We start from the raw sequence: 24,501 nt of genomic DNA, 5'->3' as shown, positions 1-24,501 counted from the left end.
GATCGCAGGCTATGCGGCGACGCGGTTTTCGATCGCGCCGATACCTTCGACCTCGCAGCGCACGACATCTCCGGGCTGGAGGAATACCTGCGGGTCCATCGCAACGCCGACGCCTTCCGGCGTACCCGTCGCGATGAGGTCGCCCGGCTCGAGCGTGAACGCGGTGGAGAGGTAGGAAATCTGCTCCCAGAGATTGGCGATCAGGTGGCGCGTGTTGCTGGACTGACGCTGCTCGCCGTTGACGAAGCACTTGATCTCGAGGGTATGGGGATCGGGGATTTCATCCCGCGTGACGATCCACGGACCGATCGGGCCGTGCGTATCGAACGATTTGCCCATCGTGAATGTCGGCGAATGGAACTGCCAGTCGCGCGCGGATACGTCGTTGGCAACGAAGTAGCCAAAGACGTGATTGTGCGCGTCTCCGGCAGACACCATCTTGGCGGCCTTGCCAATGACGAGGCCCAGTTCGACTTCATAATCGAGCTTCTCGGTCACGCCGGTCACGATTTCATCGAATGGGCCGGTCAGGCACGTGGTCTGCTTGTTGAACCAGACCTGATATTTCGACCGGGTGACGCCGAGCTTGTCCGCTTCCTCGAGGTGCTTCTGATAGTTCATGCCGATGGCGAGGTATTTGCCCGGCTTCTCGATGGGGCAGAGCAGCAGCGAACGGTCGAAAGGAACGAGCTGGCTGCGCCGTTCCAGCGCCGCATGGGCCGCGTCCAGCCCTTGCTGACCCGCCGCAATCAGCTCCAGCATGGTCGCAAAGGGCAAGCCCGAAGTGGTCAGGTCGATGATGAAATCGCCTTCCACTGCACCGATGTGGACCTCATTGCCGTTGTGGAAACGGATTAGCTTCATGCTGAAATACCTCTCTTGAAACGTCACTCGGGGGATGCGGCAAGACCATGATCAGGCCGGGCATGGCAGGCGATACGTGGGCAGGCGATGCGCAAACCGGCTGCGCATCACCGCTTCCTTGCCCGGTCAGACCAGCGCCGTGACATCGCCCTCGATGCCCAGCAGGGCCTTGCCATAGACTTCCGCGCTGATCGACGGAGAGATAACGGCATGGCGTCCAGCCGTTTCGCAATCGCGCCAGAGGCGTTGCATCAGGCTGCCTTCCGCAAACGAACCGGCACCATGGATCGAGATCAGCGTATCGATCGCTTCGCGGGCAAGGGTGACTGCCTTGCCGACGTCCATCCGCACGCGGGCGCGTTCGAGATAGGACAGCCAACGGCCTTCCGACGCCGCGTTGTCGATATCTTCGGCCGCGCGGTAGGCCACGAGGTGCGCCATATCGAGCAGCGAGGCCGCTTCCGCCAGGCCCAGCTGGAAGCTCGGCGAATCCATCTGGCGATCATAGAAGGAATACGAAACGCCTCGCGTCTTTGCCTTCTCGCGCACATATTCCATGGCGCGCGTGGCAAGCCCGAGCTGCGGGCCGACAAGGCCGAGGGCCGCCACAGGGATGAACGAGGAGCGATAGAGCTTCTCGTCGGCGAACGGTGTGGCCGTGCGCCCTTCGATCAGCGCTGGCACGCTGACGATACGGTGGCTGGGCACGAACACATCGTTGGCAACGATGGTGTTGCTGCCGGTGCCCTGCATCCCCACGACATACCAGGTATCCTCGATCGTCACGTCGCGCATCGGGAGAACCGCGAAGCCCTGATCGATCTGGTTGCCTTCGGCATCAACCACCGGCACGCCGACCAGCGCCCAATCGGAATGGAGGCAGCCGCTGGCCCAGGCCCACTTGCCGGTAACCCTCAGCCCGCCTTCGACCGCAACGCTGGTGGACGAAGGCGCGAACACGCCGGCGATGCGCGAATCGGGGTTCACGCCCCAGATGTCATCCTGCAGTTCCTTGCTGCCGAAGCCCGCAAACCACGAGCAGATGTTCATCAGCGTGGTCACCCAGGCGGTCGAGCCGCAGCCCATGCCCAGTTCGCGCGAAACGTCGAGGAAGGTGCGCATATCGGTCTCGAGCCCGCCATAGCGCTTGGGCACGGTGATCCGCATGAGGCCCGCCGCGCGGATCGCCTCGATGTTCTCCTCGACCACGCGGCGATCGGTCTGCGTCTGCTGCGCATTGCGATCGAGCAGCGGGCGCAGCGTGCTGGCCCGGCGCACCAGTTCCTTGCGCAGGGCCACCGGATCGAGGCCATCCAGATCGCTCACGTCGATATTGCCGCTCTGGATCGAGGGGGTGAGGAGGCGCAGCGGCGGCGGGGCGGCCGCCGTCACAGAGGACCCCTTGCGGGCATAAGGCATCGCGCTATCGGTCACGGTCTTGGGCTGTACGGTCGCCATGGTTTTCTCCTCTCAATTTCTGTTTCTTGCTGGAATTAGGCACGCTCGCAGACGTGTTCAGGCGTAGGCCCGGTAGACGTTCATGCGATTGGCAAAGCGCTTGCGCCATTCGCCGTAGGGTTCGAACCCTTCCTGCTCGCGGCTGAACTTTTCGGTCGCCGCGCGGATTTCCGCGTCGGTCATGGTGAAGTCGATCGGCACGAGGAACGGCTGGGGGAAGTACCAGTCGGTATCGACAAAGAACTCCAGATTGTTGCCCTCGGGATCGTGGGCATAGATCGACCACGCGATGCCGTGGTTCGCCGGGAAGATGCTGGCGACGTTCTCGGCCAGGAAGATCTCATGGATCTTGCGCAGTTCCTCGAGCGAGCTGACCTTGAACGAGATCTGGTTGATCACGCTGCCGAACTGGGGATTGTGCGGGTGGGCCGGGATGCCCTGCGGCTTGCCCGATGCCAGCACGACCTGGTGATGATCGTCCGGATCGCGCGAGAGAAAGATCAGGTCCATCCCTTCGACATGGCCGCGATCCGTGACGGTGAAATCGAGCACCCGAGTATAAAAATCACGCATAAATTCAATATCATGCACGGCAAAGCCGAAATGGCTGAACTTGAGATTGGGGTGGTGCTGCGTCTTGCCTTCGCTCGTCATCGTCACATCCTCTCGCATCGCGGGCTGCCTTTGGGCCTCGGATCATTCCGGCAGTTCGAATCTGCCTCATGCGTGATAGTATCGTCAGGATGACAGAAATGTCTATATGAAAATTTGGCGCCGTGCTGACCGTGCCTCGGCGGGGCAGGTGCATTGTCCCGAACACCCTCCTGCACTTTTCATATGGACGACATTGTCGGCATGACATATGTGTCACTTCGCAACTCCGCACGATAAGCGGTGGGCTCCGGGATGAGGCAGGCGCGAATCGGCATTCGCCTCTTTTTCGGAAAACGGATTTCGGGCCGGCGCATTGCGTCGGGGAGAGGGAGCACGGGATGAACTTCAGGACTTCATGGTATCTGCGCACGAGCGCGGCCGGTCTGGCACTTGGGCTCGCAGCCCCGGCGTGGGCGCAGCAAGAGACTCCGGCGCAGCCAAACGGCCAGCCGGCTGCCGAAACCGCAGGCATCGGCGACATCGTCGTGACCGCGCAGAAGCGTTCGGAATCGGTGCAGCGCATTCCGGTGACCGTGCAGGCACTGAGCGGCGAAACGCTTGCTCGCACCGGCTCGAAGGATCTGCTTCAGGCGGTCAAGTCGGTTCCCGGCGTCATCTTCAGCCGCGCGCCGGATGATGGCCTTGCACTGACCTTCCGCGGGCTCGGCACGATTGCCCGCTCGCAGGCCTTCGATCTGGCACAGGCCCTGTTCGTCGACGGCGTGTTCATGGGCAAAGGGCGGCTCTACACGACGTCGTTCTTCGACGTGAACCGGATGGAATTCATCAAAGGTACCCAGTCCACCCTGCTTGGCAAGAATGCCAGCCTCGGCGCGATCAGCGTGATCACCAAGCAGCCCGGCGACAGCTTCGCATTCGAAGGCCGCGCCGGTGCCGAAGTGGCCGATGGCGGCTATTCCCTCGATGCCGCAACCGATCTGCCGCTCTCGGACCAGACCTCGCTGCGCCTTGCAGGCCACTACAACGACCTCAATGGCTGGGTGCGCAACACCGCCAACAACCACAAGGGGCCGGAACAGCGCGATCTCGGGCTGCGCGGCATTCTGCGCAGCCGGTTGAGCGAAGACCTCACGGTAACCGGCTCTTATCAGTACGCCCGCAACGAACAGCGCGGCGCAAGCTATTCGATCATCAGCCCCACTCTGCCCGCCGAGTTCGGCTCAGGCGTGCTGGGCGGCGAGGTCAATCAGCGCATGACGGCGTCCCCCACCGGCGATACCTATCATGATACCAAGTCCCACGTGGGCAGCGTGAAGGCAGAACTCGCGCTTGGCGAACACACCCTCGTCGCGCAGAGTTCCTACGTTTCCTACAAGCTGCGCATGTTCGACGATTTCGACTTCAGCAAGGACGATACGGTCGATTTCATCCGGCGCGAAAAGTACCATCACTTTCAACAGGAAGTGCGGCTGCAATCGCCGGGCGGGCGGCCGCTCGAATACATGGCTGGCGTGTTTTACCTTTCCAGCCATTGGGAATCGATCGAAGACCAGAACTTCCGCGTTCCTGCCTTCCCGCCGCCGCCGAACCCCGTTTCGGGCCAGCTGTTCAACGGTACGTTCCGCAACAACTTCAACCAGGACACCAAGAACATCTCGGTGTTCGCTTCGGGTGCCTACAAGATCACGCCCGGCCTGCGCCTTGCTGGCGGTATCCGCTGGACGCACGAAAAGAAGGACGTGATCTTCGGCCGTATCGTCACCAGTGCGCCAACGATCTGGAACACGATCGCCAACCCTCCGTTCGATCCCACACCGCTGGCGCTCTCGAACAACTTCCTCGATGGCAACGTCAGCCTGCAATACGACGTCACGCCGGACGTGATGGCCTTTGCCTCGTTCGGGCACGGCAGCAAGTCGGGCGGTTTTGCCGAGACCAACACGATCGCCATCCCGCCGCCGCTGCTGGTGGGCGGCAAGGTGCCCGCGGCGCTCGTCCGCGCTGGCTCGCAGATCGATAACGAATATGCCAAGACCTACGAAGTCGGCATCAAGTCGACGCTGTTCAACCGGCGTCTGCGCTTCAACCTGACCGGCTTCTGGACCGACGTGGCCGGGTTCCAGGATACCGTGTTCACCGGCGGGCCGCTTGGCTTCATCACCGCCAACGGACCGGCGCGGAGCAAGGGCTTCGAAGTGGAATCGAACTTCCAGGTGACCCCGGAGTTCCAGTTCGGCGGCAGCTTTACTTATTCCGACGCGGTGGGCACGATCCAGCCCATCGATGCCGCCACCAGCGCACCGAAGGTGGATGCGCAGGGCGCGCCGGTCTATCAGGCGTTCCGGCGCACGCAGGCTCCGAAGGTCATTCTCAATCTCAATGCGAGCTACGAGCGCGACCTGAGCGACGCCCTCAGCATCCACGCCAATGCCGCCCTGCGGCATCGCAGTTCGATGTTCAATCAGCGCCAGGAGCAGTTCCTGTCACGGGAACTGACCACGGTTGACCTGTCGGCGGGCTTCTCGGGCCGCAATGACCGTTGGGGCATCGATCTTCTGGTCAAGAACGCGTTCGACAAGATCAGCGAGGACTTCGCGAGCCCGACGATCGATCCGCGCTTCGCTGCGTTCTATGGTGCCTACATGGCCAGCCCCACGCAGCACCGCACGATCATGGTCTCGGTCCACTTCAAGTACTGAGCCGCTGACCACCACACAAAAAAATCGCCGGCAGCCCTAAGCTGCCGGCGATTTTTTGTGTCCGCCTTCAAGTCCGGCGTCAGGTGGCGATCTTGCGCGCCGAAGGCTTCTTGCGCGGCGGTTTCACGGCGATCTCAGGATCAGCCTTTCCCCGCTCCCACCAGTTGGCCCGGGCGCCATGCGCGCTGAGGTATTGGTCGCCCCACGCCATGACCCGCGATACCTCGTCTTCGGCCACACCGAGCGAGCGCAGAACGAAGCGCACTGCCTCGTGGCAATAGAGTTCGATATCCTCGTCCGGACGGACCATCAGGCCGCGGATGCCGGTAAGGTTCATGCCCATGAGGAACTCTGCCGCCCATTGCACGTTGGCGATCCGGAAGTACCCGGCCTCGAGACCGGTCTTCATGTCCTGGCGGATATATTCGATCACCCGCGAATTGTGGATCGTCAGATCGGCGCGCAGAATGAACGAGGCCCACTCTGGGTCATGAACCGCCCGGCCGAGCACCAGAAAAGTGCCGACGCAGGCACGCTGGAGGGGATCGGTCAGCGTGTCGTAGATCGAGACGATGGCATCGGCCAATTCGTTCATCAGTTCGACGCCGACAGCCTCGATGACTTCCGGCGAGGAACTGAAATAGCGATAGAACGCGCCGCGAGAGATTTCCGCCGTCTGGATGATCTCGTCAATGGTCGGGATGACGGTGGGATTTGCCGAGCACACCTTCATCGTTGCGGCCATGATCCGCGCACGCATTGTCTCACGCCGACGGCGCGCCACTTCGATGCGATGATCGGGTTTCGCGTCTGGGATCGGTGTGGCCGGGCTCGCGCTGGTCATTCCGGCAGCCCTGTCTTGTAGCAAGTCATCCAATCGTCCTGTGCGTGTTCGGTCATCTTGCGGGAATGCCCTGTCCTGCCCGAATAATATGCATTTCGACGAAATGTCGATAGGAGTTCCTAGTCAACAATCCCAAATGTCAAAAGTGTCATTATGGGACGACGCGTGCAAATCATCCAGCCTGCCGCGCGGCAGATCCGGTTTTGCATTGTCGATCCGCCGTTTGGGTCAATGGGAGCTCCAGATCCCGCCCATGCCGCTCGTTCCAGCGAATACCTCGCCCACCGCTCGCAAGGCGCACTGCCGATCTGTGCATCGCGAGCGCGCGATCGGCAGCTTGCGCCATAGCAGGCGTCCGCGGTGGCTGATACGAGAGGGCGGGTGTGGGGCGCCAGGTGCCTAGGAGTAGCCTGCTCATCGGGTGCCGAAGCATGCTACTGGCGGCCATTCCCGATTGGGGCAGCCAGGTGACAAAAGCTTCTGTGTTCAGCCAGGCAGCGGCCGCAAGACTTCGAGCAGCCGGTCGATCTTTACTGTGGCAATGGTCGAGAACGTATCGGAAATGGCATAAGGCATCACGATGCGGCCGCCAAACTTCATCGCCCCGCAGGAATAGACCACGTTGGGCACATAGCCTTCGCGTTCGGACTTTGCGGGCTGCACCAGTGGCACCTCAGCCCGGCTGATCACGCGCGACGGGTCGTGCTTGTCGAGCAGCACCGCGCCGATCGAATAGCGGCGGATCGGCCCCACGCCGTGAGTGAACAGCAGCCAGCCCTCGTCGAGCTCGATCGGCGATCCGCAATTGCCGATCTGCACGAACTCCCATGGGTATTTCGGGCCAAGGATCGGCACCCCGTGGTTCCATTCGAGCAGATCGTCCGAATAGACCAGATGCAAGCTTTCATTGTCGTAGCGCGCGATCATCGCATAGCGCCCGCCAATCTTGCGCGGAAACAGCGCCATGCCCTTGTTGACCGCCGCCGCGCCCCTGAGCGGCATCAGCCGGAACGACTGGAAATCGCGGGTCTCGATCAGTTCGGAGCGGATCGCACGCCCGCTATAAGCGGTATAGGTCGCGTAATAAGTCGTCCGCCCTTGATCCTTGAACGCGACAAAGCGCGCGTCCTCGATGCCGTTGGCCTGTGCCTCGGTGATCGGGAAGATCACGCGCTGCGAGATATTGCTGCCTTCCGCAAAGGAAAGGTCGATCTTGTCCCCCACCCGGCGCGCGATGTGCGGCAGGCAGGCGAGCCGGACGGGCGGCTCGATGCTTATCTCGCCTTCGCCGCTGATCGTGCCGCGCCGGAATGTCAGCGACGAGATATGCCCTTCACCCACTGCGCGCAGCGAGAGGATGAAGCGCAAGCTGCCCGGCTCCACTCCGCTCTGGTCGGGGTGGGGCACGATGCTGGGGTTGAACAGCGCGGCGGCCTCGAAGCTGTATTCGTGCAGGAAGTACGCGCCGACAAGGCTGCGCTGGATCGGCGTGAAGGCGGCATGCCCGGCAAAGACCTGATCCATCTCGGCCGCGCGCTCCTCGAATATTTCCAGCAGGTTGCGCTGCGGATCGTCGAAGTTTTCGAGCACGCCGTCGAGCACGCTCTGCGCCTCGGTTTCGTCCATCGCCAGGACCCGGTCGACGATGTGGTTGGCGCGCGACGTATCGATCGGATTGTAGTCGCGCGGCTCGACCGAGGGGCGGAAGGCGCGGACGATGACGCGGGAGGGATCGGGCCGCAGGTAGTGGGGATGGCGGTTGAAGAATGGGCTCTGGTTCATGTCCCGCAACCGCTGCCGATGGCATGGGGCGGGTCGATCGGCACTTCGACTTTGCGCGCAACTGTGCGGGCCGGGATCTCCACTGCCGGTCTCTCGCCGAAGCGGTCCATGTCGGTCAGCGCCATCAGGTAGGACAGCAGCGATTCCGCCCCCCGGTTCTCGTTGGCGCGGTTGCGGTGAAGCCCGTCGCGGCAGCTGCCAGTGCCCGCATCGACCAGCGCGGTGCCCAGATCGTTCGCGCCGGAGAACCAGGCAAAGGCGCGCGCTGCCTCGGTCTGCCAGTACGGATCGCCATCGACCGTACTGGCGGCAAGGCAGGCGGCAACCGTGGCGCAGGCTTCCAGCGGCTGCTGGTCGAACTGCTGCGGCTCACGCGAGGCGAGGAGGAAGCCTTCCGATCCGACCGGCCGGAAATGGCCGCCCGGTGCGGTCTGGCGGGCGATGAGCCAGCGCAAGGGCGAAAGCCCCGCATCGGCGATGTGCGGCAGGCCCGCGTCGCGTCCGGTGACGATCAGTGCTTCGCACAGGCGCGCATTGTCATAGGTCAGACGGTTTTCGAACCACGTCCAGTCGTCGCGGCTGCAGGTCAGCAGCAGTTCCTGCAGCCGCTCGGCAAGGACAAGCCCGATATGGCTGGCCTTGCGGTCAAACGGTCGCCTTGCCGAGTAGCCGTGCAGGCCCAGCAGAGTGAAGGCCCATGCGCGCGGCGAGGTGAAACCCTCCACTGTCTCGAGCGCCCATGCAAACAGGTTGGCCGCCCATTGCGCCAGATCCGTGTCCGGGCTTTCGGCTGCGGTCATGCCCAGCGCCCACAAGGTGCGGCCATGGCTGTCTTCCGAACCGACCTCTTCCAGCCAGCGGCGGTCAAATCCCATGAAGTTGCGGAAGCGCCGACGATCCGGGTTCCAGCCATGCTGGATGAAGGCGGCAAACCGCAGCGGCTGGATGGTGGGCAGATCGGCCAGCCGCGCGCTGCCAAGCGCGTGCGTAAGCAGCAGCGCGCGCGCATTGTCGTCGATGCAATAGCCGTGCTGGCGATCCGGAATGCCGCCGACGGCGTGCTGGAGCAGGCCGGTATCGTCGCACATCGCGGCAAAGTGGGCGAGCGGCAACGCCCCCGGCTTCGGTTCCGTTTCTGCGCAGGCCGTCTGGAAGGCCGCGCGGTAGGCGAGCGCGGTCCTTGTCCAGGTGACGAGCCGGCCCGCCCGGCTGGCGGCGCGTCCCATCGCAAGGCGCGCCGCTTCGTCGGTGAGGAGGCTGGCCACCGCTGCACCGAGGCGGACGGGATCGCGGAAAGGAACCAGCACGCCCGACCCGTCGCCCAGCAGTTCGGCGGCGTGCCAGTAGGGCGTCGAGACCACTGGCCGGCCAAGGCCATGCGAATAGGCCAGCGTGCCCGAGGTCATCTGCGCCTCAAAGAGGTAGGGCGTCACATAGACATCGCACATCGCGATGTAGTCGAGCAGTTCCGGCTGATCGACGAAGCGGTTGATGAACACCACGTGGCCATCGAGGCCCAGCGCGTGGACGCGCGCGAGCAGGCTCTCGCGGTAGGCCTCGCCCTCGGCGCGCAGCAAGGCAGGGTGCGTCGCGCCCATCACCACATAGACCGCATCGGGCGCGGCCGCGAGCACCATGGGCATGGCCTCGATCATCACCTCGATGCCCTTGTTCGGGCTGAGCAGGCCGAAAGTGAGGATCACCTGCCGGTCGGCGAACCCGAGCCGATGCCTGGCATCCTGCGGGTCGGCCAGCGGCAGATCGGGAATGCCATGCGGAATGACCGCAATGCGCGCGGGATCGGCGCCGTAGCGTTCGATGAGGATAGTGCGGGCCCTGCGCGCCATGACGACAACCCGCGCCGAGGCGGCCAGCAGGGCCATCATCACCGCGTGCTGCGCCTCGCTCGGCTGGTCGAGCACGGTATGCAGCGTGGTCACGAGCGGAACGCGCAGCGCGGCGATCAGCCCGAGGAGATAGTTTCCCGCCTCGCCGCCGAAGATGCCGAACTCGTGCTGGAGCGAAACCACATCGAAGCCCGCCGCATTGATATACTCCGCCGCCGCGAGATAGGCGCCGGGCTCGTCCTGCGCGATTTCCAGCCGCACCGGCTCGGCATAGGCGCAGGCGGTGCCGTGATCGCGCATGGCCACGCTCGCGGTCTCGCCCGTTTCGTCCTGATGGCGCATGGCCAGCTCGAGATCGGTGGTGAACGTGGCGATGCCGCAGCGCCGGGGCAGGGCATTGCCGATGAACACGATACGCATCGCCTGTGCAGCGCTGGAAGACCAGGCCTGGCCTGCCGGAAGGAAGTCTGCGGCGGCCTGAGGCCTGATGAACGAGACAGTCTGATCGGCCACGATGGCGGTGTCCTTCTTGGGAGAGCGTGCGTCCAAGTGGCCGGTCGGCGGCGCGGCGTCTGCCCTCGGAAACTACGCTGACGGACCTTGGCCCCGCGCCGCGCGGCTGGCGCGGCGCAGCGGGGCGGCTTGGGTAGTTTCCGATCCTGTTGCCGATCCCGCGCAAGCCTAGGGTTGCCAGGCCCCATGTGGCGTCAGGTCGTTGCGGCCTGCTTTTGTCTTCCCGTCGTCTTTTGCTCGTCTCTGAAGGAAACCACCCGATGCGAATGGTCATTATGGGCCTCGTCGCCACAAGCCTCCTTGCCGGATGCGCTGGTTATGGCGGAACTGAAGCCATGAACTCGCAGTGGCGCAACTACGACTACGCCCGCCCCGATCCGAGCTACGGCGGCTACGAAGCCGAGCGCTATTACCGCGAGGATACCGCCCGCTATCGGGAACGGCGCATGAGCAACAACGAGCGGCTCTATCGCGGCAACGACGGGCGCTACTATTGCCGCCGGTCGGATGGGACCACCGGCCTCGTCGTCGGCGCGGTTGCGGGGGGCGTGCTCGGCAACGTGATTGCACCGGGCGGATCGAAAGTCCTTGGCACCGTGCTCGGCGGTGCCGTTGGCGGTGTCGCCGGCCGCCAGATCGACCGCAGCCGGACCGTGCGTTGCCGCTGAGCCGGCGCTCCGCCCCGCTTCATTCCGCGCATCAGGGAAGGATCTGTCCATTGCGCTGTGTCATCACTATCGCGGCACTCGCCGCCGCCACCCTGCCGCTTGCCCCGGCCGCCGCGCAGAGCATCCACGGCTATGCCGCCAGTGCAGCGCGGATCCATACCGGGCCGCTGCGCGAATATCCCGGTCTGCGCACGGTGCGCCGCGGGGCGATGATCGATGTCCATGGTTGCCTGCGAGACTGGAGCTGGTGTGATGTTACATCCGGCAGCGATCGCGGGTGGATCGCGGGCAACGCCCTGCGCGTGGTTCACAAGGGGCGGCGCCGCGCGATTGGTGCCGGGATGGGTGTCGGCGTCACCACGTTCTCGTTCGGCTCCTACTGGGACAATCACTACACGGGGCGGCGGTTCTACGGCGAACGCCAGCGCTGGCAGTCGCAATCTGACCGCGCCTATCGCCCCGCGTGGGGCGAGCGGGAGCAGCGCAAAGACAAGGACCTTCCCAGCAAGAGCCCCGAGATGGAGGAACTGCACCGCCTTTACGGAGAACGGGGCGAGCGCACCGGCGAACCGGTGATCCAGCAGTATATGGGGGCGCCCTATCGCTTTCCCGATCATGCCACCGCTGACGAGCAGTCCGATCACCTGCGCTTCGTGCCGGGCACTGAAACGGCGACCAGCAACCCACAGAACGCAGGAACCGCGCCAGCCCCTGATTGAGCCGTGGCCTCAGGGCCTCCTCACCACTGACCGCGTCATGGCCCGATCATGTCTTCCCTCCCGCACGATCGGGCCAAGACAAACGGGACCGTACCGGAACCTCAGCTGCGGCGAAGTTCCGGTACGGTCTTGCCGTACCAAACCGGTCCCGATCGACGGGGCTTCAGCAAGAGTATCGCCTCATGTCGCTTATCAATCTCATCATCGTTCTGATCGTGGTCGGGGTCCTGCTCTGGCTGATCAACACGTACCTGCCGATGGACGGCAAGATCAAATCCATCCTCAACGCGGTGGTCGTGATCGCGGTCGTGCTCTGGCTGCTCCAGGTGCTGGGCCTGCTGTCCTCGCTCAATGCCATCCGTATCGGCAACTGATCGCTGCCGCCGCGCTTTGCTGCGGAGGAGTCTAGTCAAACAGTATGAGGCCCATGCTCACGAAGTGTGTTAGGCGTACCTATCGAAAGAGGTATTCCATGACCCGCAGACTTCCGGCCTGGCCCCTCGGGCGCAGGAGGTTCCCCACCTCAACCGCGCGGTGGTAAGCCCACCACGCGAAACAAGTCCCACATCCCCGAGGAACGACGTCCCGCCAAGGCCGGTGCTGCCGATCATCGCGATCGGGGCTTCGGCGGGCGGGCTTGAGGCGATCTCGCGCTTGTTCGATGCGCTGCCGGGCACCACAGGCTGCGCGTTCATAGTCGTTCAGCACCTCGATCCGCAGCACGAAAGCCTCATGGCGCCGCTGTTGGGCGAGCATACCGCGATGCCCGTGGTCGAGGCCGTGCACGGTTGCCCGCTTGCGGCGAACCATGTCTATGTCATTCCTCCGGGGCGCTTTCTTTCGGTGCGTGCGGGCACCTTGCGGCTCTCCGCGCCTGAGGCGGGGCACGGCGCCCGGCTGCCGTTCGATTGGCTGCTCCGCTCGCTGGCAGCCTCCTGCGGGCGGCAAAGCGCGGCGGTGATCCTCTCGGGCACCGGCGGCGATGGCAGTCAGGGGCTTGCCGCGCTCCACGATGCCGGCGGCTTGATCCTCGCCCAGTCCATCAGCGAGGCTGAACATCCCGGCATGCCGCAGGCCGCGCTCGATACCGCGCTGGTTGATGCGGCCCTCCCGCTGGCGGATATGCCCGAGGCGATCCTCGCTTTTGCCGCGCGCGTCACGCTTCCGGGGTTTGCCGCAGTCCCGGCCACACCAGCCGGCAGCGCCGAAGGCTTCGCCGCCATTCTCGCCGCTCTCCGGCACACTACCGGGCAGGATTTCAGCCACTACAAGCCCGGCACGATCACCCGCCGCATCGCGCGTCGCATGGCGCTGCACGGCATGTCCGCGGGCGACATGCTCACTTATGCCGAACGACTGCGCGGTGATTCTGCCGAATGTGCCCTGCTGGCGAGCGAGCTGCTCATCAACGTCACCAGCTTCTTCCGCGATCCCAAGGTTTTCGAGACGCTGGAAACCGCAATCCTGCCCGAACTGCTTGACCGGCTGGTCGCGGGTCAGGCCCTGCGCATCTGGGTGGCGGGCTGCAGTACCGGCGAGGAGGCCTATTCGATCGCGATGGCCTGCCATGACGCGCTGGCCAAGGCGCGGCGCGACATCAAGTTGCAGATCTTCGCCTCGGATCTCGATCCCGATGCCATCGCAACGGCGCGCGAAGGGCTCTATCCGCATGATAGCGCCGCCATGATCCCGCCCGAGCGGCTGGCACGCTATTTCACCCAGGAAGAGACTGGCTACCGGGTTGTTCCCGCCTTGCGCGGGCATGTCGTGTTTTCGGTTCAGGATGTGCTGACCGACCCGCCGTTCTCGCGGCTTCACATGATTTCCTGCCGCAATCTGCTGATCTATCTCGATAGCGCTGCCCAGGCACGGGTGATCGCGCTGTTCCACTTTGCGCTGCGCGCAGCCGGCGTCCTGATGCTCGGTACGACCGAGACGATCGGCAAGCCCGATGGCCGGTTCGAGCCCATTGCGCGGGCCGATTGCTTCTACCGTCATGTCGCGCGGACACGGCCGGGAGAAGCGGGCTTCCCCTTCAGCTTCGATGGCAAGCTGCCTATCGTCACGGGTGCGGCGCGCGAAATGCCCGCCGCGCGGCGCGATTTCGGGGAAATCTGCGAGCGGGCGGTGCTGGCGAGCCACGCGCCCGCTGCCGTGCTGATCAACCGGCACAACGATTGCCTGTTCTCGATGGGGCCGACGCACCGGTTCCTCCAGATCATGCCCGGCTATCCCACGCAGGACCTGCTCGCGATGGCCTCGCCGGCGCTGCGCACCCGCCTGCGCCACGCGATCAACCGTACCAGTGCGGAAACGCCTTTCGTCGATGGCGGCCTTGCGCGGGTGATGATCGGCGGCGCGCAGGCGCATGTCCGCATCACGGTGGAACGCCTTGTCGAAGCGGAGGAGGAACTCCTGCTGGTCTGCTTTGCGCAGCAGCAGGCAGGCAGTCCTGTGGTGCCGGACAATCCCTCCCCGGAACAGGCCAGCCGGATCACCGAACTGGAGCGTGAACTTGCGGAAGCCGATGCCGAACTGCAAGCCTCTATCCGTGACCGCGAGGTGGCCATCCAGGAGCAGAAGGCGATCAACGAGGAAGCCTTGTCGATCAACGAGGAGTTCCAGTCCACCAACGAGGAACTGCTGACCTCGAAAGAAGAGCTGCAATCGCTCAATGAGGAACTCACCGCGCTCAACAGCCAGCTGCAGGAAACGCTCGATCGCCAGCGACTGGCTTCCGACGATCTCCAGAACGTGCTGTTCAGCACCAACGTCGGCACGATGTTTCTCGATGCGGCGCTGCGGATCCGCTTCTTCACCCCGGCGATCACTCCGCTCTACAATGTCATTGCCGGCGATATCGGCCGCCCGCTGGCCGATCTCAGGCTCATCGCCGAAGACCCCGAGCTGCTGGCCGATGCGCAGCGCGTGCTGGGCAATGAGGCAACGATCGAGCGCGAGGTCCGCGCGCCGGGCGACACCTGGTTCGTTCGCCGCATCTTCCCCTATCGTGCGCATGACAGCCGTATCGAAGGCGTGGTCATCACTTTCGCCGATATCACCGACCGCAAGCATGTCACCTCAGCGTTGGAGGAGGCCAAGCTGGAGGCCGAGCGCGCCAATGCGGCGAAATCGCGCTTCCTGGCCGCGGCCAGCCACGATCTGCGCCAGCCGCTGCAGGCGCTCGCCCTGCTCAAGGATTTCCTTGCGCCGAACGTGACCGGCGAACGTGCCGCCGAACTCATGGCGCGCTTCGACAAGACGCTCGGCGCGCTTTCGGGGATGCTCGATGTGCTGCTCAACATCAGCCAGATCGAGGCCGGTGCGGTGCAGCCAGAGCCAGTGGTCTTCCCCGTGGGCGAGATGCTGGAACGCCTGCACAGCGAGTTTCTGGCTGTCACCGAAGCGCGCGATCTCTCGCTGCGGTTCATGCCGAGCACGGCCTGGGTCGAAAGCGATCCGCGCCTGCTTGAGCAGATGGTCCGCAACCTCCTCGGCAATGCGGTCAAGTACACGCGCACCGGGCGAATCCTGATGGGCTGCAGGCGGCGCGGCCCAACCTTGCGCATCGAGGTGTGGGACACCGGCATCGGCATCGAGGCCTCGCAGCTCGAAAGCATCTTCGAAGAGTTCCACCAGGTCGATAACCCGGCGCGCGAAAGTGGGCTGGGCCTTGGTCTCGGGCTGTCGATCGTCCGGCGGCTGGGCCGGCTGCTGCGCCATCCCGTCAATGTACGCTCCGAGCCGGGACGCGGATCGGTCTTCGCGATCACAGTTCCCCTGCGCAAGGGTGTAACACACTTGCCTCCGCCGCCCCCGCGCGATCCGTCGCCCGAAACCGCGCCCAAACCCATCGCGCGCCCTTCGGCAATCATGGTCGTCGAGGACGATCCCGATCTGCTCGAGCTCGTCGCCCAGATGCTGCGCGATAATGGCCACATGGTAAGCTGCGCCCCTGATGCGGCCGAAGCGCTGCGCCTCATCGGGGCCGGGGCAATCCGTCCTGACATCCTGCTGACCGACTACAACCTGCCGGCGGGGCAGAGCGGCGTTGACCTGCTCATGGCGCTGAGGGTGCGGATGCAGCGTCCGCTGCCCGCCATCGTGCTCACCGGTGATATCTCCCACACCGCGAAGGCCGCAATTGCCGAGGCGGACTGCATCCATCTCAAGAAGCCGGTAAACCCCGCTGCGCTGCTGCGCGCAGTGGAATCGCTGTGTCCGCCGGCGCCGAACCCGGTCGTCGCCTTGCCGCCGGGCCACACCCCGCAAGTCGTGCCGGTGACGTATGTGATCGACGACGAACCGCATGTCTGCGAAGCGATCCGCAATCTGCTCACCGCGCATGGCCGCGAGGTGGAAGACTTCCTCAATGCCGAAGACTTTCTCGCGGCCTATCAAAAGGGCCGGCCGGGTTGCCTGCTGGTGGATGCACACCTGCCCGGGCTCAGTGGCATCGGCCTCCTCGGCAAGCTGCGCGCGAGCGGCGATCACCTGCCGGTGATCCTGATCACCGGGGACGAGGATATCGGCCTTGCGGTCGCGGCCATGCGCGCGGGGGCCTGCGATTTCATCACCAAGCCGGTGGGGCGCGATGCGCTGATGGACAGCATTGACCGCGCGACCGAGCAATCGCTGGGCACCACCATCGCCGATGTCGCGCAGGCCGAGGCGGCGATATGCTTCGCCGCGCTCACCGCCCGGCAAAAGCAGGTGATGGACATGGTCCTCGCCGGCCATCCCAGCAAGAACATCGCCGCCGATCTCGGCATCAGTCAGCGCACGGTCGAAAACCACCGCGCCGAGATCATGCACCGCATGGCCGTGCGCTCGCTGCTGGAACTGGCGCGCAAGGTGCTGATGGTCGAGACCTGAACGCGAAAATGGGGCCGGCAACGTGCCGGCCCCATATCATTTTGCCATTTGCAGCACTTGCGCTGCGCGTTCGATCAGAAGCCAGAGCCGGGGCCGTAGCTGATCTCGACGCGGCGGTTCTGCACTTCGCGCACTCCGTCGGCCGTGGGCACGCGCTGTTTGGTCTCGCCGTAAGCCTGGCTGGAAATCACCCCGGCAGAAATGCCATGCCCAGTGAGGTAGCTCTTGACCTCGCCGTCACGCCGTTCCGAAAGCCCCAGATTGTAGCGCGGCGCGCCCGAAGTGTCGGCATGGCCCGCGAGCATGATGCCGACATTCCCGCAGTTTCCGTAAGCCTGCACCGCGTTGTCCAGCACGCTGGCCGCCTCGGGCGAGATATCGGACCGGTCCCAATCGAAGAACACGATGAACGGACCCGGATTGCAGACCGCGGCAACCGGCGGTGGCGGCGGGGGCGGCGGCGGCGGTGGCAGCGGAGCCGGAGGAGGCGGGGGCGGCATGACGGCCTCGGGTTCCGGCTCTTCCGTCTTTCCGCCGAAATTGAACGTCAGCGTTGCGAGCAGCGCGTGCGAGCGCAGGCGCGCCGTCCGCGCGGTGCCATCGGCGGCGATGAACTCGTCCGCGCCGTCGGGGCGGAAATAGCGGTACTTCACACCCAGATCGACAGTGCGGCTGAGCGGTACGGTCACGCCGGCGATCGCTTGCCATGCAAAGCCGTGCGCGCGGTCATTCATCTTGACCGCAAAAGGCACGCTCTCGCTGAGCTTGGTGGTAGCATAGCCCACACCGGCCCCGGCATAGGCCTTGATCCCACCCCATTGGCCAAGGCCGATGAGCGCGTTGCCCATCGCCGCAACCGTGCTGGTCCGGCCAAACAGCCCGGCGCCACGGACGTAGGTGCCGTTGGGCAGGGGAGTGCCGAGCGGACGGGTCTGATCATTCAACAGCGAACGGGCATAGAAACCCTCTGCCTCGAGCCGGAAGTGCCCGAAATCATAGCCCAGCGCGCCGCCCGCTTCCCAGCCGGTCTTGAACCGGTTGGTGTGCTCGTAACCGGCGCCGCTGAAGACGTCCGAATGCTCCTGTTTGACCACACCGCCTTCAAGGGTGATGTAAGGGCCGGTTTCATTGGCGCGGGCTGTCACGCCCAGCGCACTCGAAGCCAGCAACAGGCTGACGATGATTTTCCTCATGAGATATCCGATCGTTATGGGTGGCATCGCACAATGCGGCCACGGGGTAAGAGGGAAGATTGAACAGGGCCGGTTCGCCCTGTCAGGGGTGCTCATGCTGCATGGCCACAGGCTCCCTCCGCAGCGCGAAAGGGAAGCCGGCGGTTGCATGCAACCGCCGGCTCTAAGTGAAATGCCGCGGGAGTGGGTGGGTCGCAGACCTTCCCGTTGCGACCAGGCCCCTGGGAAATGGGGGGGAAGGGGCCATCGCCGGCATCGCAATTGTCAGATAGGCCCCCGGCAGGACGCGGCACAGCCTCGGAAACTACCCATGCGCAGCGCCTGGGTACATTCCGAAGCCTGCGGCTCTGGGCCAATCAGCCTAGTCCGCTGCCTCGGGCCATGCATTTCGCAGGCCCCGGGCAGGAGTTCAGCCAATGGACAAGGACAGAATCGCCGGGTCGATCGAACAGGCCAAGGGCGTCATCAAGGAAGGCGTCGGCAAGGCTACCGGCAACACGAAGCTTGCCGTCGAGGGTGAGGCGGATCAGGTGGTCGGCAAAGTCCGGCAGGCGGCGGGCCGCATGAAGGACGCCGCGCGCGATGCGTTGAAGAAGTAGCCTGCGCCTTTCCAGACAAGAGCCCACTTTCCCGGCACGGACGGGCCGGAAAGTGAGGCCGGGTGCGCTGGATCGCGCATCCGGCCTCTTAGTGCCTGCCCTCCTCAGAAAAAGGCACGCAAGAACACCATGGATCTGAACCAACTGCTCAGCGCCCACCAGCGTGCCGTGATGGAGACTGGCCCGTCCAGAGGCCGCAGGGCGGATCGGAAGCAAGCTGCCGACGTTGCTCACTATGCGGATCGCATCCAGCGCATGCGCGATCACTATGCGTCCGATGATACCGGCGAGATCGAATCGTGGGAAAGCGAGGGTGGTTCGGTGCCGGAACCAGCGCTGATATTGCCGCCCGGCGTGACCATGACATTGCGGCCTGAGTACCGCGTCGGCCCATACGTCTACTCCGATCTGGCGCTCGCCCTGAGCGAGCTTGAGCGGCAGGCGAGGTAAACGGAGACGGTGAGAACTTTGCCAGTGGCAAGACTCCAGAGCAGGCCGATGGTGGTGTTTAGTGCATGATAGTGCCGGGATTTTGCCGATGCCCGAAGCGCCCCGGATGCAAGCGGAACTTGTGCAACACGATCTGGATGTGCGCATCCAATGGGCTGGATGCCCCTCCACCGATGCTTGGGCCGCACCAAAAAGCCGGCCCGCTGGTTGGCGGGCCGGCTTCGTGTTGCTTAGGATTTTCCCTCAGAAGCGGTAGCTGATGCTGCCGCCAAAGGTGCGGGGCCTGCCGGTGCGCATCGGGGATGAGCCCGCGCCAGGCCACCGGGCCACGCCTGCGCCCGGCGAAACCCGGCTGATGATGGTTCGCTTCCCGCCGGACACGATCTTCGCGGACCCGCGCTTCGACGGCGGCCAGTTCGGGGCCGAGGCCGCGCAGCACATTCCGGGGCTGATCGAGCAGTTCGAGCCCGAAGGGGGCGGTTCCCACACCACCGCCTCGATCGACTACGAGATCGTGCTCGATGGCGAGATCTGGCTTGAGCTCGACGACGGTGCGGAAAAGCATCTGAAGCAGGGCGATGTCGTCATTCAGGGCGGCACGCGCCATGCCTGGCGCAATCGCGGGGACCGGGATGCCACGATGGTGTTCGTGCTGGTTGGTGCTGCGCTTCCGTCAGAAACCTGAGCCAGCAAAACCGCTGCCTCGCGAGAGCAAAAGGAGAGGATCGCGATGATTCCGAAAAACTGCTGGTACGTCGCGGCGATGACCCGCGAAATCGCCCCCGGCGGCGTGCTTTAGCGCATGATCTGCCATGTGCCGATGGCGCTCTATCGAACGGCTGGCGGTCGATAACCTGCTCGACCTTACGCACACCGCGTTCGTTCATGCGGATACGTTCGACAATGCGGGCGTGCTGGAATCCGAACGGGTGGTGAAGGCCGTGGGCGAGGAGCGGCTGACCGATTTCTTCGCGTTCAAGAACGCGATGTCGCGCCCGCTGCGCGATGGCTATCTGCTCGACGAGACGGTGTCGCTGTTCGACAATTTCCTCGAAACCTACTGGCAGGCGCCGGGGATCATGATCCTCGTCCACGGCGCCGTGCCCGAGGGGAGGGAGCGCGAGGCGGAAGGGGCCATCGTGCTCAACACCAATATTCTCACGCCCGCTTCAGACAATACCTGCCACTATTTCTGGGCGCAGTCGGTCTATCGCAACCGCGGCGACGGGAAAGTGCGCGATATGTGGGACATGATGACGAAGGCAGCCTTCGCCGAGGATGAGGACGTGCTCGAGAGGCAGCAGGCGAACCTCGAAAGGTTCGGCAGTTCCTCGTTGGCCGATGATGTTTCGCTGGTGCTGCGGGCCGACAAGGGGATTGTCTTGGCGCGCCGCATTGTCGGTCGTATAGTGAAACGCGAAAGCGCCGCGCACGATGCTCAGGGGCCTGTACTCTGAGCAAGACCGCATGACCCGCGCTTTGAAAATGAGGTTCGTTTGACATCCGAGAACTCGACCGTCCTGCGATCCCATTTCCTTTCGGGGGGGGCGCTGGCAAACGACTGCTGCGCCGTTTGCGCGAAGACCTGATCAGTTGCGTTCTCAAGCCGGGTGACAAGTTGCGCTTCGAGGCCCTGCGCGGGCTTTACGGCGTTAGCTATTCCACCTTGCGCGAGGCGCTCTCGCGGCTTTCCTCCGAAGGTCTGGTGATCGCCGAAGGGCAGCGCGGGTTCTTCGCGGCCCCGATTTCCGAAGCAGACCTGCTCGATATCACCGACGCACGCGTGGTGCTCGAGCTTGAATGCGTCACCCGCGCCATGGAACGCGGCGATGCCAACTGGGAGGCTGCCATTATTTCGGCCTTCCACAAGCTCGACCGGCTCGAGGATTCGATGGGCGAGAAATTGCGCACGACGCCCGAGTGGGACCGCCTGCACATGGAGTTTCATGACGCGCTGGTTGGCGCGGCCGGTTCGCCAACCTTGAGCGAGCTGCGCCATCTCCTGTTCGAACGGGCGCGGCGGTATCGCCGGATTTCGGCGCTGGTGCGCAAGGAGCCGCGCCGCAAATCGGGCGAGCATCGCGTGATGATGGAAGCCGTGCTCAGCCGCGACATCGACGTCGCGCGCGATCTGATGGAGCGGCATATCCGCGAAGTGGCGCAAAACGTGCTGCGCAACGGGCTGAATGTGGCGCTCGCCGAAGTTCAGGCCTGACCTGATCTGCGCGAGGGGTGCGAAGGACGGCAAAGCAGGTGTGCCTTGCGCCCAACTCAACCGTGTTCAGCTGTATTTTCGATAATTTCGAAAGAAAAATTCCGTGGGCAATCGGGCGATAATGGCTTATTTTTAGACATTCTTCGCGCCTAGGCAAAAAATCCCGATCTAATTTTCGAAATAACCCAGTATTTTCGACTCAGGCATCGGCATGGGGTTTCGTGCGGCCGTGCACGGCCTTGCAGGTGGCCTGAACGGGCGGTGGCAAATCGCTTGCGCCATCGTCTGGGGGAGGGGAGTCGGAATGAGACTGGTCAGCTTCGACTTGCATGGCGAGCAGGCCTATGGCCGCGTCGTCGATGGCGAGGTGACCAGGCTTGACCCGCCTTGCCGGGGCGCCGGTTGATCTGAAATCCGCGCTGGCGACCAGCTGGCTGGCCGACCTGCCGGACGGCGGCCAGGCTGAAAGGTTTGCCCTTGCAGACCTCAGCTTGCTGCCGCCCGTGCCCAATCCCGGCAAGGTACTGTGCGTTGTCACCAATTTCCACGAGCCTGAGCGGGGTGCGAAGCCGGTGCCTGAATACCCGCTGGTGTTCACGCGCTTTGCCGACAGTTTTACCGGCCATGGCCAGCCGCTGACCAAGTCTCGGCTCACCGAAAAATACGACTACGAAGGTGAACTCGCGGTTATCATCGGCAGGCCGGGCTACCGGATCGGCCGCGAACAGGCGATGGATCACGTTGCGGGCTATACCTGCCTGAACGATGGCAGCATGCGCGACTGGCAGAAGCATTCCACGCAGTTTCCGCCAGGCAAGAACTTCTATCGCAGCGGCAGCATGGGGCCATGGCTCGTCACTGCCGACGAACTGCCCGATCTGGCAGCCATGCGCCTCGAAACGCGCGTGAACGGCGAGGTGCGGCAGGCCATCGGCATGGACCGGATGATTTTCGATATTGCGTGGCTCATTGCCTACTTCTCGTCGTTCACGCCCCTCGCGCCGGGCGACATTATCGCGACCGGGACGCCATCGGGCTTTGGCTCATCGCGCGATCCGGCGCTCTTTCTGCAGGCTGGCGACGTGGTCGAGGTCGAGATCAGCGGCATCGGCGTGCTGCACAACATGGTCTGCGACGAAGCGGCAGGCAGCGCTTGCGGGCCAGCTTGAGCCTGCTTCGAAACAGCCCCGATCCTGAGGAGAACGACATTGCAAGAGGCGGTAACCTTTGATTCGGACGGACTGACGCTTTCGGGGGTCATCCATGTGCCCGATGCCTATTGCGGCGAGCCATTGCCGGCGTTCATCGTGTGCCACGGTTTTGTTGGCTCGAAGGATGAAAGCCACGCCCAGATCCAGGCCGAGATGATGGAATCGTTCGGCTATGTCGCGCTCCGCTTTGATTTTCGCAGCTGCGGCGAAAGCGAAGGCGAACGCGGGCAAGTGCGGTGCTTCGATCAGGTTGCCGATGCCAAGAACGCCTTGAGCGGGCTGGCCAAGCGCCCCGAGGTAAACCCCGAGCGGATCGGCATTACCGGGCACAGCTTCGGCGCGGCGGTTTCGGTTTACACGGCGGGCGTTGATTCCCGCGTGGCGTGCTGCCTTTCCAGCTGCGGCTGGGGCAACGGCGAGCGCAAGTTCCGCGGGCAACACCCCACCGAAGCCTCGTGGAACAAGTTCATGGGCATCCTCGAGGACGGGCGGCGGCACAAGCAGGCGACGGGCGAAAGCCTGTGGATGTCACGGTTCGATGCCGTTCCGATCCCGGAAGCGCTGCGCAAGAACCTTTCGCCCAAGGCCATTATGGAGATTCCCACGGAGACGGCGTGGTCGATGATGAACTTCCGCGCCGATGACGTGGTCGCCAATATCGCGCCGCGCCCGCTGCTGCTGTTCCACACTGCGAACGACACCATCACGCCGACCATCGAATCCGTGCGGATGTTCGAGAAGGCCGGGCATCCGACCGAGCTGATGCTGATCGACACGACCGCGCATTTTCCGCTTGCGCCCGCCGATGCGCCGCGCACCAAGGCGATGATGAAGGGCTGGCTCGACAAGTTCTTCCCCTCGCCGCTGGGCCAGTAGAAGATTGCTGAGGAGCACGGCATGGCATTGATCGGGCATCTTGAGCTTCAGCAGTACGCGCAGGCGCTGCTCCGTGCGGGCGGGTTTGGCGCGGCGCAGGCTGGTGAAATGGCGGACCTGCTGGTCTGGGCAAACCTGCGCGGGATCGATTCCCACGGGGTGCTGCGCATTCCGCGCTATGTCGAGATGCTGGAACTCGGCCTGTTGAAAGCGGATGCGGCGATCACCGAGGTTCACCGCAAGGGCGCCATCGTCGTGCTCGATGCAGGCAAGGCACCGGGGGCTTCGGCGATGAACCGCGCGGTTGGCGAAGCTGCGGCGCTGGCGGACGTGCTCGGTCTGGGCTGGTGCGGTGTGCGCGATACGTCGCACGCCGGGGCCATCGGCTATTTCGTTCGCCAGCTGGCCGAGCAGGGCAAGATCGGCATCGCGATGACCGCGTCCAAGCCGCTGATGAGCTATCATGGGGCCAAGGGTGAGGCGCTCTCGTCCAATCCGCTGGCCATCGGGGTGCCTTGTGCGGATGGCGAGCCGATCATCCTCGATATGTCGACAGCGGCGGTCGCGCTGGGCAAGATCATGGCGGCCAAGGATGCGGGGCGCGCGATCCCCACAGGATGGGCGGTCGATGCGAACGGCGCGGATACACAGGATCCTCAGGCAGCGGCGGTGCTGCTGCCGATGGCCGGGGCGAAAGGCAGCGGCCTCTCGCTGATGATCGAGGTGCTTTGCAGTCTGCTGGTGCGCAACGCCAATATCGCGCCTGCGCTGACCGGAGCCAAGGGCGGCGGCTTCAACGGCATGGTCCTTGCGGTCGATCCGGCGGCTTTCGGTGCGCCCGAGGCGCTTTCGCAAAGCGTTGTCGAACTGGCGCGCGCCATCCACGGGCTTGAGCCTGCGCCGGGCTTCGATGCGGTAGTGCTGCCGGGGGAACGCGGCGCGCGGACCGAGGTAGTCCGTTCGGCGGAAGGCATTCCGCTCCCTGCGGGAACCGCAAAGCGCTTGGCGGAGCTGGCCAGCCGGCTTGGGATCACCGTGCCTGCGGCACTGGCATAGCTTTCGCAACGAACCGG

General features: G+C 64.2%; 20 protein-coding genes. 13 read left to right on the top strand and 7 right to left on the bottom strand.

Translation table 11 applies throughout. The features are described from left to right. Positions 1 to 9: 9 nt before the first annotated feature. From CFE35_RS14195 to CFE35_RS14185, 3 genes are all read right to left on the bottom strand, one after another. Positions 10 to 864 carry a fumarylacetoacetate hydrolase family protein gene (locus CFE35_RS14195; RefSeq protein WP_292931410.1) on the bottom strand — a complete coding sequence of 285 codons (855 nt, stop codon included), beginning with the start codon at positions 862 to 864 and terminating at the stop codon, positions 10 to 12. Between the two features lie 126 nt (positions 865 to 990). After that, complete coding sequence (locus tag CFE35_RS14190; protein WP_292931408.1) at positions 991 to 2,322, bottom strand: acyl-CoA dehydrogenase family protein; 1,332 nt, start codon at positions 2,320 to 2,322, stop codon at positions 991 to 993. A 57-nt stretch (positions 2,323 to 2,379) separates the two neighbouring features. Then, positions 2,380 to 2,976 (bottom strand): VOC family protein, encoded by a 597-nt coding sequence (locus CFE35_RS14185; RefSeq protein ID WP_292931406.1) that lies wholly within the window; start codon positions 2,974 to 2,976, stop codon positions 2,380 to 2,382. Positions 2,977 to 3,314: 338 nt separating this feature from the next. Between CFE35_RS14185 and CFE35_RS14180 the strand changes: the two genes are divergently transcribed. Then, positions 3,315 to 5,636, top strand: a complete 2,322-nt coding sequence (locus CFE35_RS14180) for a TonB-dependent receptor (RefSeq protein ID WP_292931404.1) — start codon at positions 3,315 to 3,317, stop codon at positions 5,634 to 5,636. Between the two features lie 79 nt (positions 5,637 to 5,715). Here CFE35_RS14180 and CFE35_RS14175 read toward each other — a convergent pair whose 3' ends face one another. The 3 genes from CFE35_RS14175 to CFE35_RS14165 form a co-directional block, all read right to left on the bottom strand. Beyond that, a complete protein-coding gene (locus tag CFE35_RS14175; RefSeq protein WP_292931402.1) occupies positions 5,716 to 6,480 on the bottom strand; it encodes a TetR/AcrR family transcriptional regulator in 765 nt (254 codons plus the stop codon). A 486-nt stretch (positions 6,481 to 6,966) separates the two neighbouring features. Continuing rightward, a complete protein-coding gene (locus CFE35_RS14170; RefSeq protein ID WP_292931400.1) occupies positions 6,967 to 8,262 on the bottom strand; it encodes a glycoside hydrolase family 130 protein in 1,296 nt (431 codons plus the stop codon). Beyond that, complete coding sequence (locus CFE35_RS14165) at positions 8,259 to 10,658, bottom strand: glycosyltransferase family 4 protein (protein ID WP_292931398.1); 2,400 nt, start codon at positions 10,656 to 10,658, stop codon at positions 8,259 to 8,261. The genes CFE35_RS14170 and CFE35_RS14165 overlap by 4 nt, the downstream gene beginning before the upstream one ends. A 224-nt stretch (positions 10,659 to 10,882) precedes the next feature. Between CFE35_RS14165 and CFE35_RS14160 the strand changes: the two genes are divergently transcribed. The 4 genes from CFE35_RS14160 to CFE35_RS14145 all read left to right on the top strand — a co-directional run bounded on the left by CFE35_RS14160 (position 10,883) and on the right by CFE35_RS14145 (position 16,884). After that, complete coding sequence (locus CFE35_RS14160; RefSeq protein ID WP_292931396.1) at positions 10,883 to 11,290, top strand: glycine zipper 2TM domain-containing protein; 408 nt, start codon at positions 10,883 to 10,885, stop codon at positions 11,288 to 11,290. Positions 11,291 to 11,340: 50 nt separating this feature from the next. Further along, positions 11,341 to 12,009 (top strand): hypothetical protein, encoded by a 669-nt coding sequence (locus CFE35_RS14155; protein WP_292931394.1) that lies wholly within the window; start codon positions 11,341 to 11,343, stop codon positions 12,007 to 12,009. Between the two features lie 182 nt (positions 12,010 to 12,191). Then, entirely contained in the window at positions 12,192 to 12,383 is a 192-nt protein-coding gene (locus tag CFE35_RS14150) for a Thivi_2564 family membrane protein (protein WP_292931392.1), read from the top strand. A 223-nt stretch (positions 12,384 to 12,606) separates the two neighbouring features. Further along, positions 12,607 to 16,884, top strand: a complete 4,278-nt coding sequence (locus tag CFE35_RS14145; protein WP_292931390.1) for a chemotaxis protein CheB — start codon at positions 12,607 to 12,609, stop codon at positions 16,882 to 16,884. A gap of 74 nt (positions 16,885 to 16,958) precedes the next feature. Here CFE35_RS14145 and CFE35_RS14140 read toward each other — a convergent pair whose 3' ends face one another. Continuing rightward, positions 16,959 to 18,077 carry an OmpA family protein gene (locus CFE35_RS14140; protein ID WP_292931388.1) on the bottom strand — a complete coding sequence of 373 codons (1,119 nt, stop codon included), beginning with the start codon at positions 18,075 to 18,077 and terminating at the stop codon, positions 16,959 to 16,961. 416 nt (positions 18,078 to 18,493) lie between these two features. Here CFE35_RS14140 and CFE35_RS14135 point away from each other — a divergent pair, with 416 nt between their 5' ends. The 8 genes from CFE35_RS14135 (at position 18,494) to CFE35_RS14100 (ending at position 24,484) form a co-directional block, all read left to right on the top strand. After that, positions 18,494 to 18,676, top strand: coding sequence for a CsbD family protein (locus tag CFE35_RS14135; protein ID WP_292931386.1), 183 nt, complete (start codon positions 18,494 to 18,496; stop codon positions 18,674 to 18,676). A 255-nt stretch (positions 18,677 to 18,931) separates the two neighbouring features. Further along, positions 18,932 to 19,126 (top strand): hypothetical protein, encoded by a 195-nt coding sequence (locus tag CFE35_RS14130; RefSeq protein WP_292931384.1) that lies wholly within the window; start codon positions 18,932 to 18,934, stop codon positions 19,124 to 19,126. Positions 19,127 to 19,385: 259 nt separating this feature from the next. Continuing rightward, entirely contained in the window at positions 19,386 to 19,811 is a 426-nt protein-coding gene (locus CFE35_RS14125) for a cupin domain-containing protein (protein ID WP_292931382.1), read from the top strand. Positions 19,812 to 19,938: 127 nt separating this feature from the next. Then, positions 19,939 to 20,583, top strand: a complete 645-nt coding sequence (locus CFE35_RS14120; RefSeq protein ID WP_292931380.1) for a hypothetical protein — start codon at positions 19,939 to 19,941, stop codon at positions 20,581 to 20,583. Between the two features lie 116 nt (positions 20,584 to 20,699). Further along, on the top strand, positions 20,700 to 21,341 hold the full coding sequence (locus tag CFE35_RS14115; RefSeq protein ID WP_292931378.1) for an FCD domain-containing protein: 642 nt from the start codon (positions 20,700 to 20,702) through the stop codon (positions 21,339 to 21,341). A gap of 377 nt (positions 21,342 to 21,718) precedes the next feature. Beyond that, entirely contained in the window at positions 21,719 to 22,510 is a 792-nt protein-coding gene (locus CFE35_RS14110; RefSeq protein WP_292931376.1) for a fumarylacetoacetate hydrolase family protein, read from the top strand. Positions 22,511 to 22,549: 39 nt separating this feature from the next. Next, complete coding sequence (locus CFE35_RS14105) at positions 22,550 to 23,428, top strand: alpha/beta fold hydrolase (protein WP_292931374.1); 879 nt, start codon at positions 22,550 to 22,552, stop codon at positions 23,426 to 23,428. A gap of 21 nt (positions 23,429 to 23,449) precedes the next feature. Continuing rightward, a complete protein-coding gene (locus CFE35_RS14100) occupies positions 23,450 to 24,484 on the top strand; it encodes an Ldh family oxidoreductase (RefSeq protein ID WP_292931373.1) in 1,035 nt (344 codons plus the stop codon). The last annotated feature ends 17 nt before the right edge of the window (positions 24,485 to 24,501 follow it).

It is taken from the genome of Novosphingobium sp. PASSN1 (assembly GCF_002278815.1).
The sequence above is the reverse complement of the archived record's forward strand: the minus strand, read 5'-3'. Positions and strand labels throughout refer to the sequence as shown.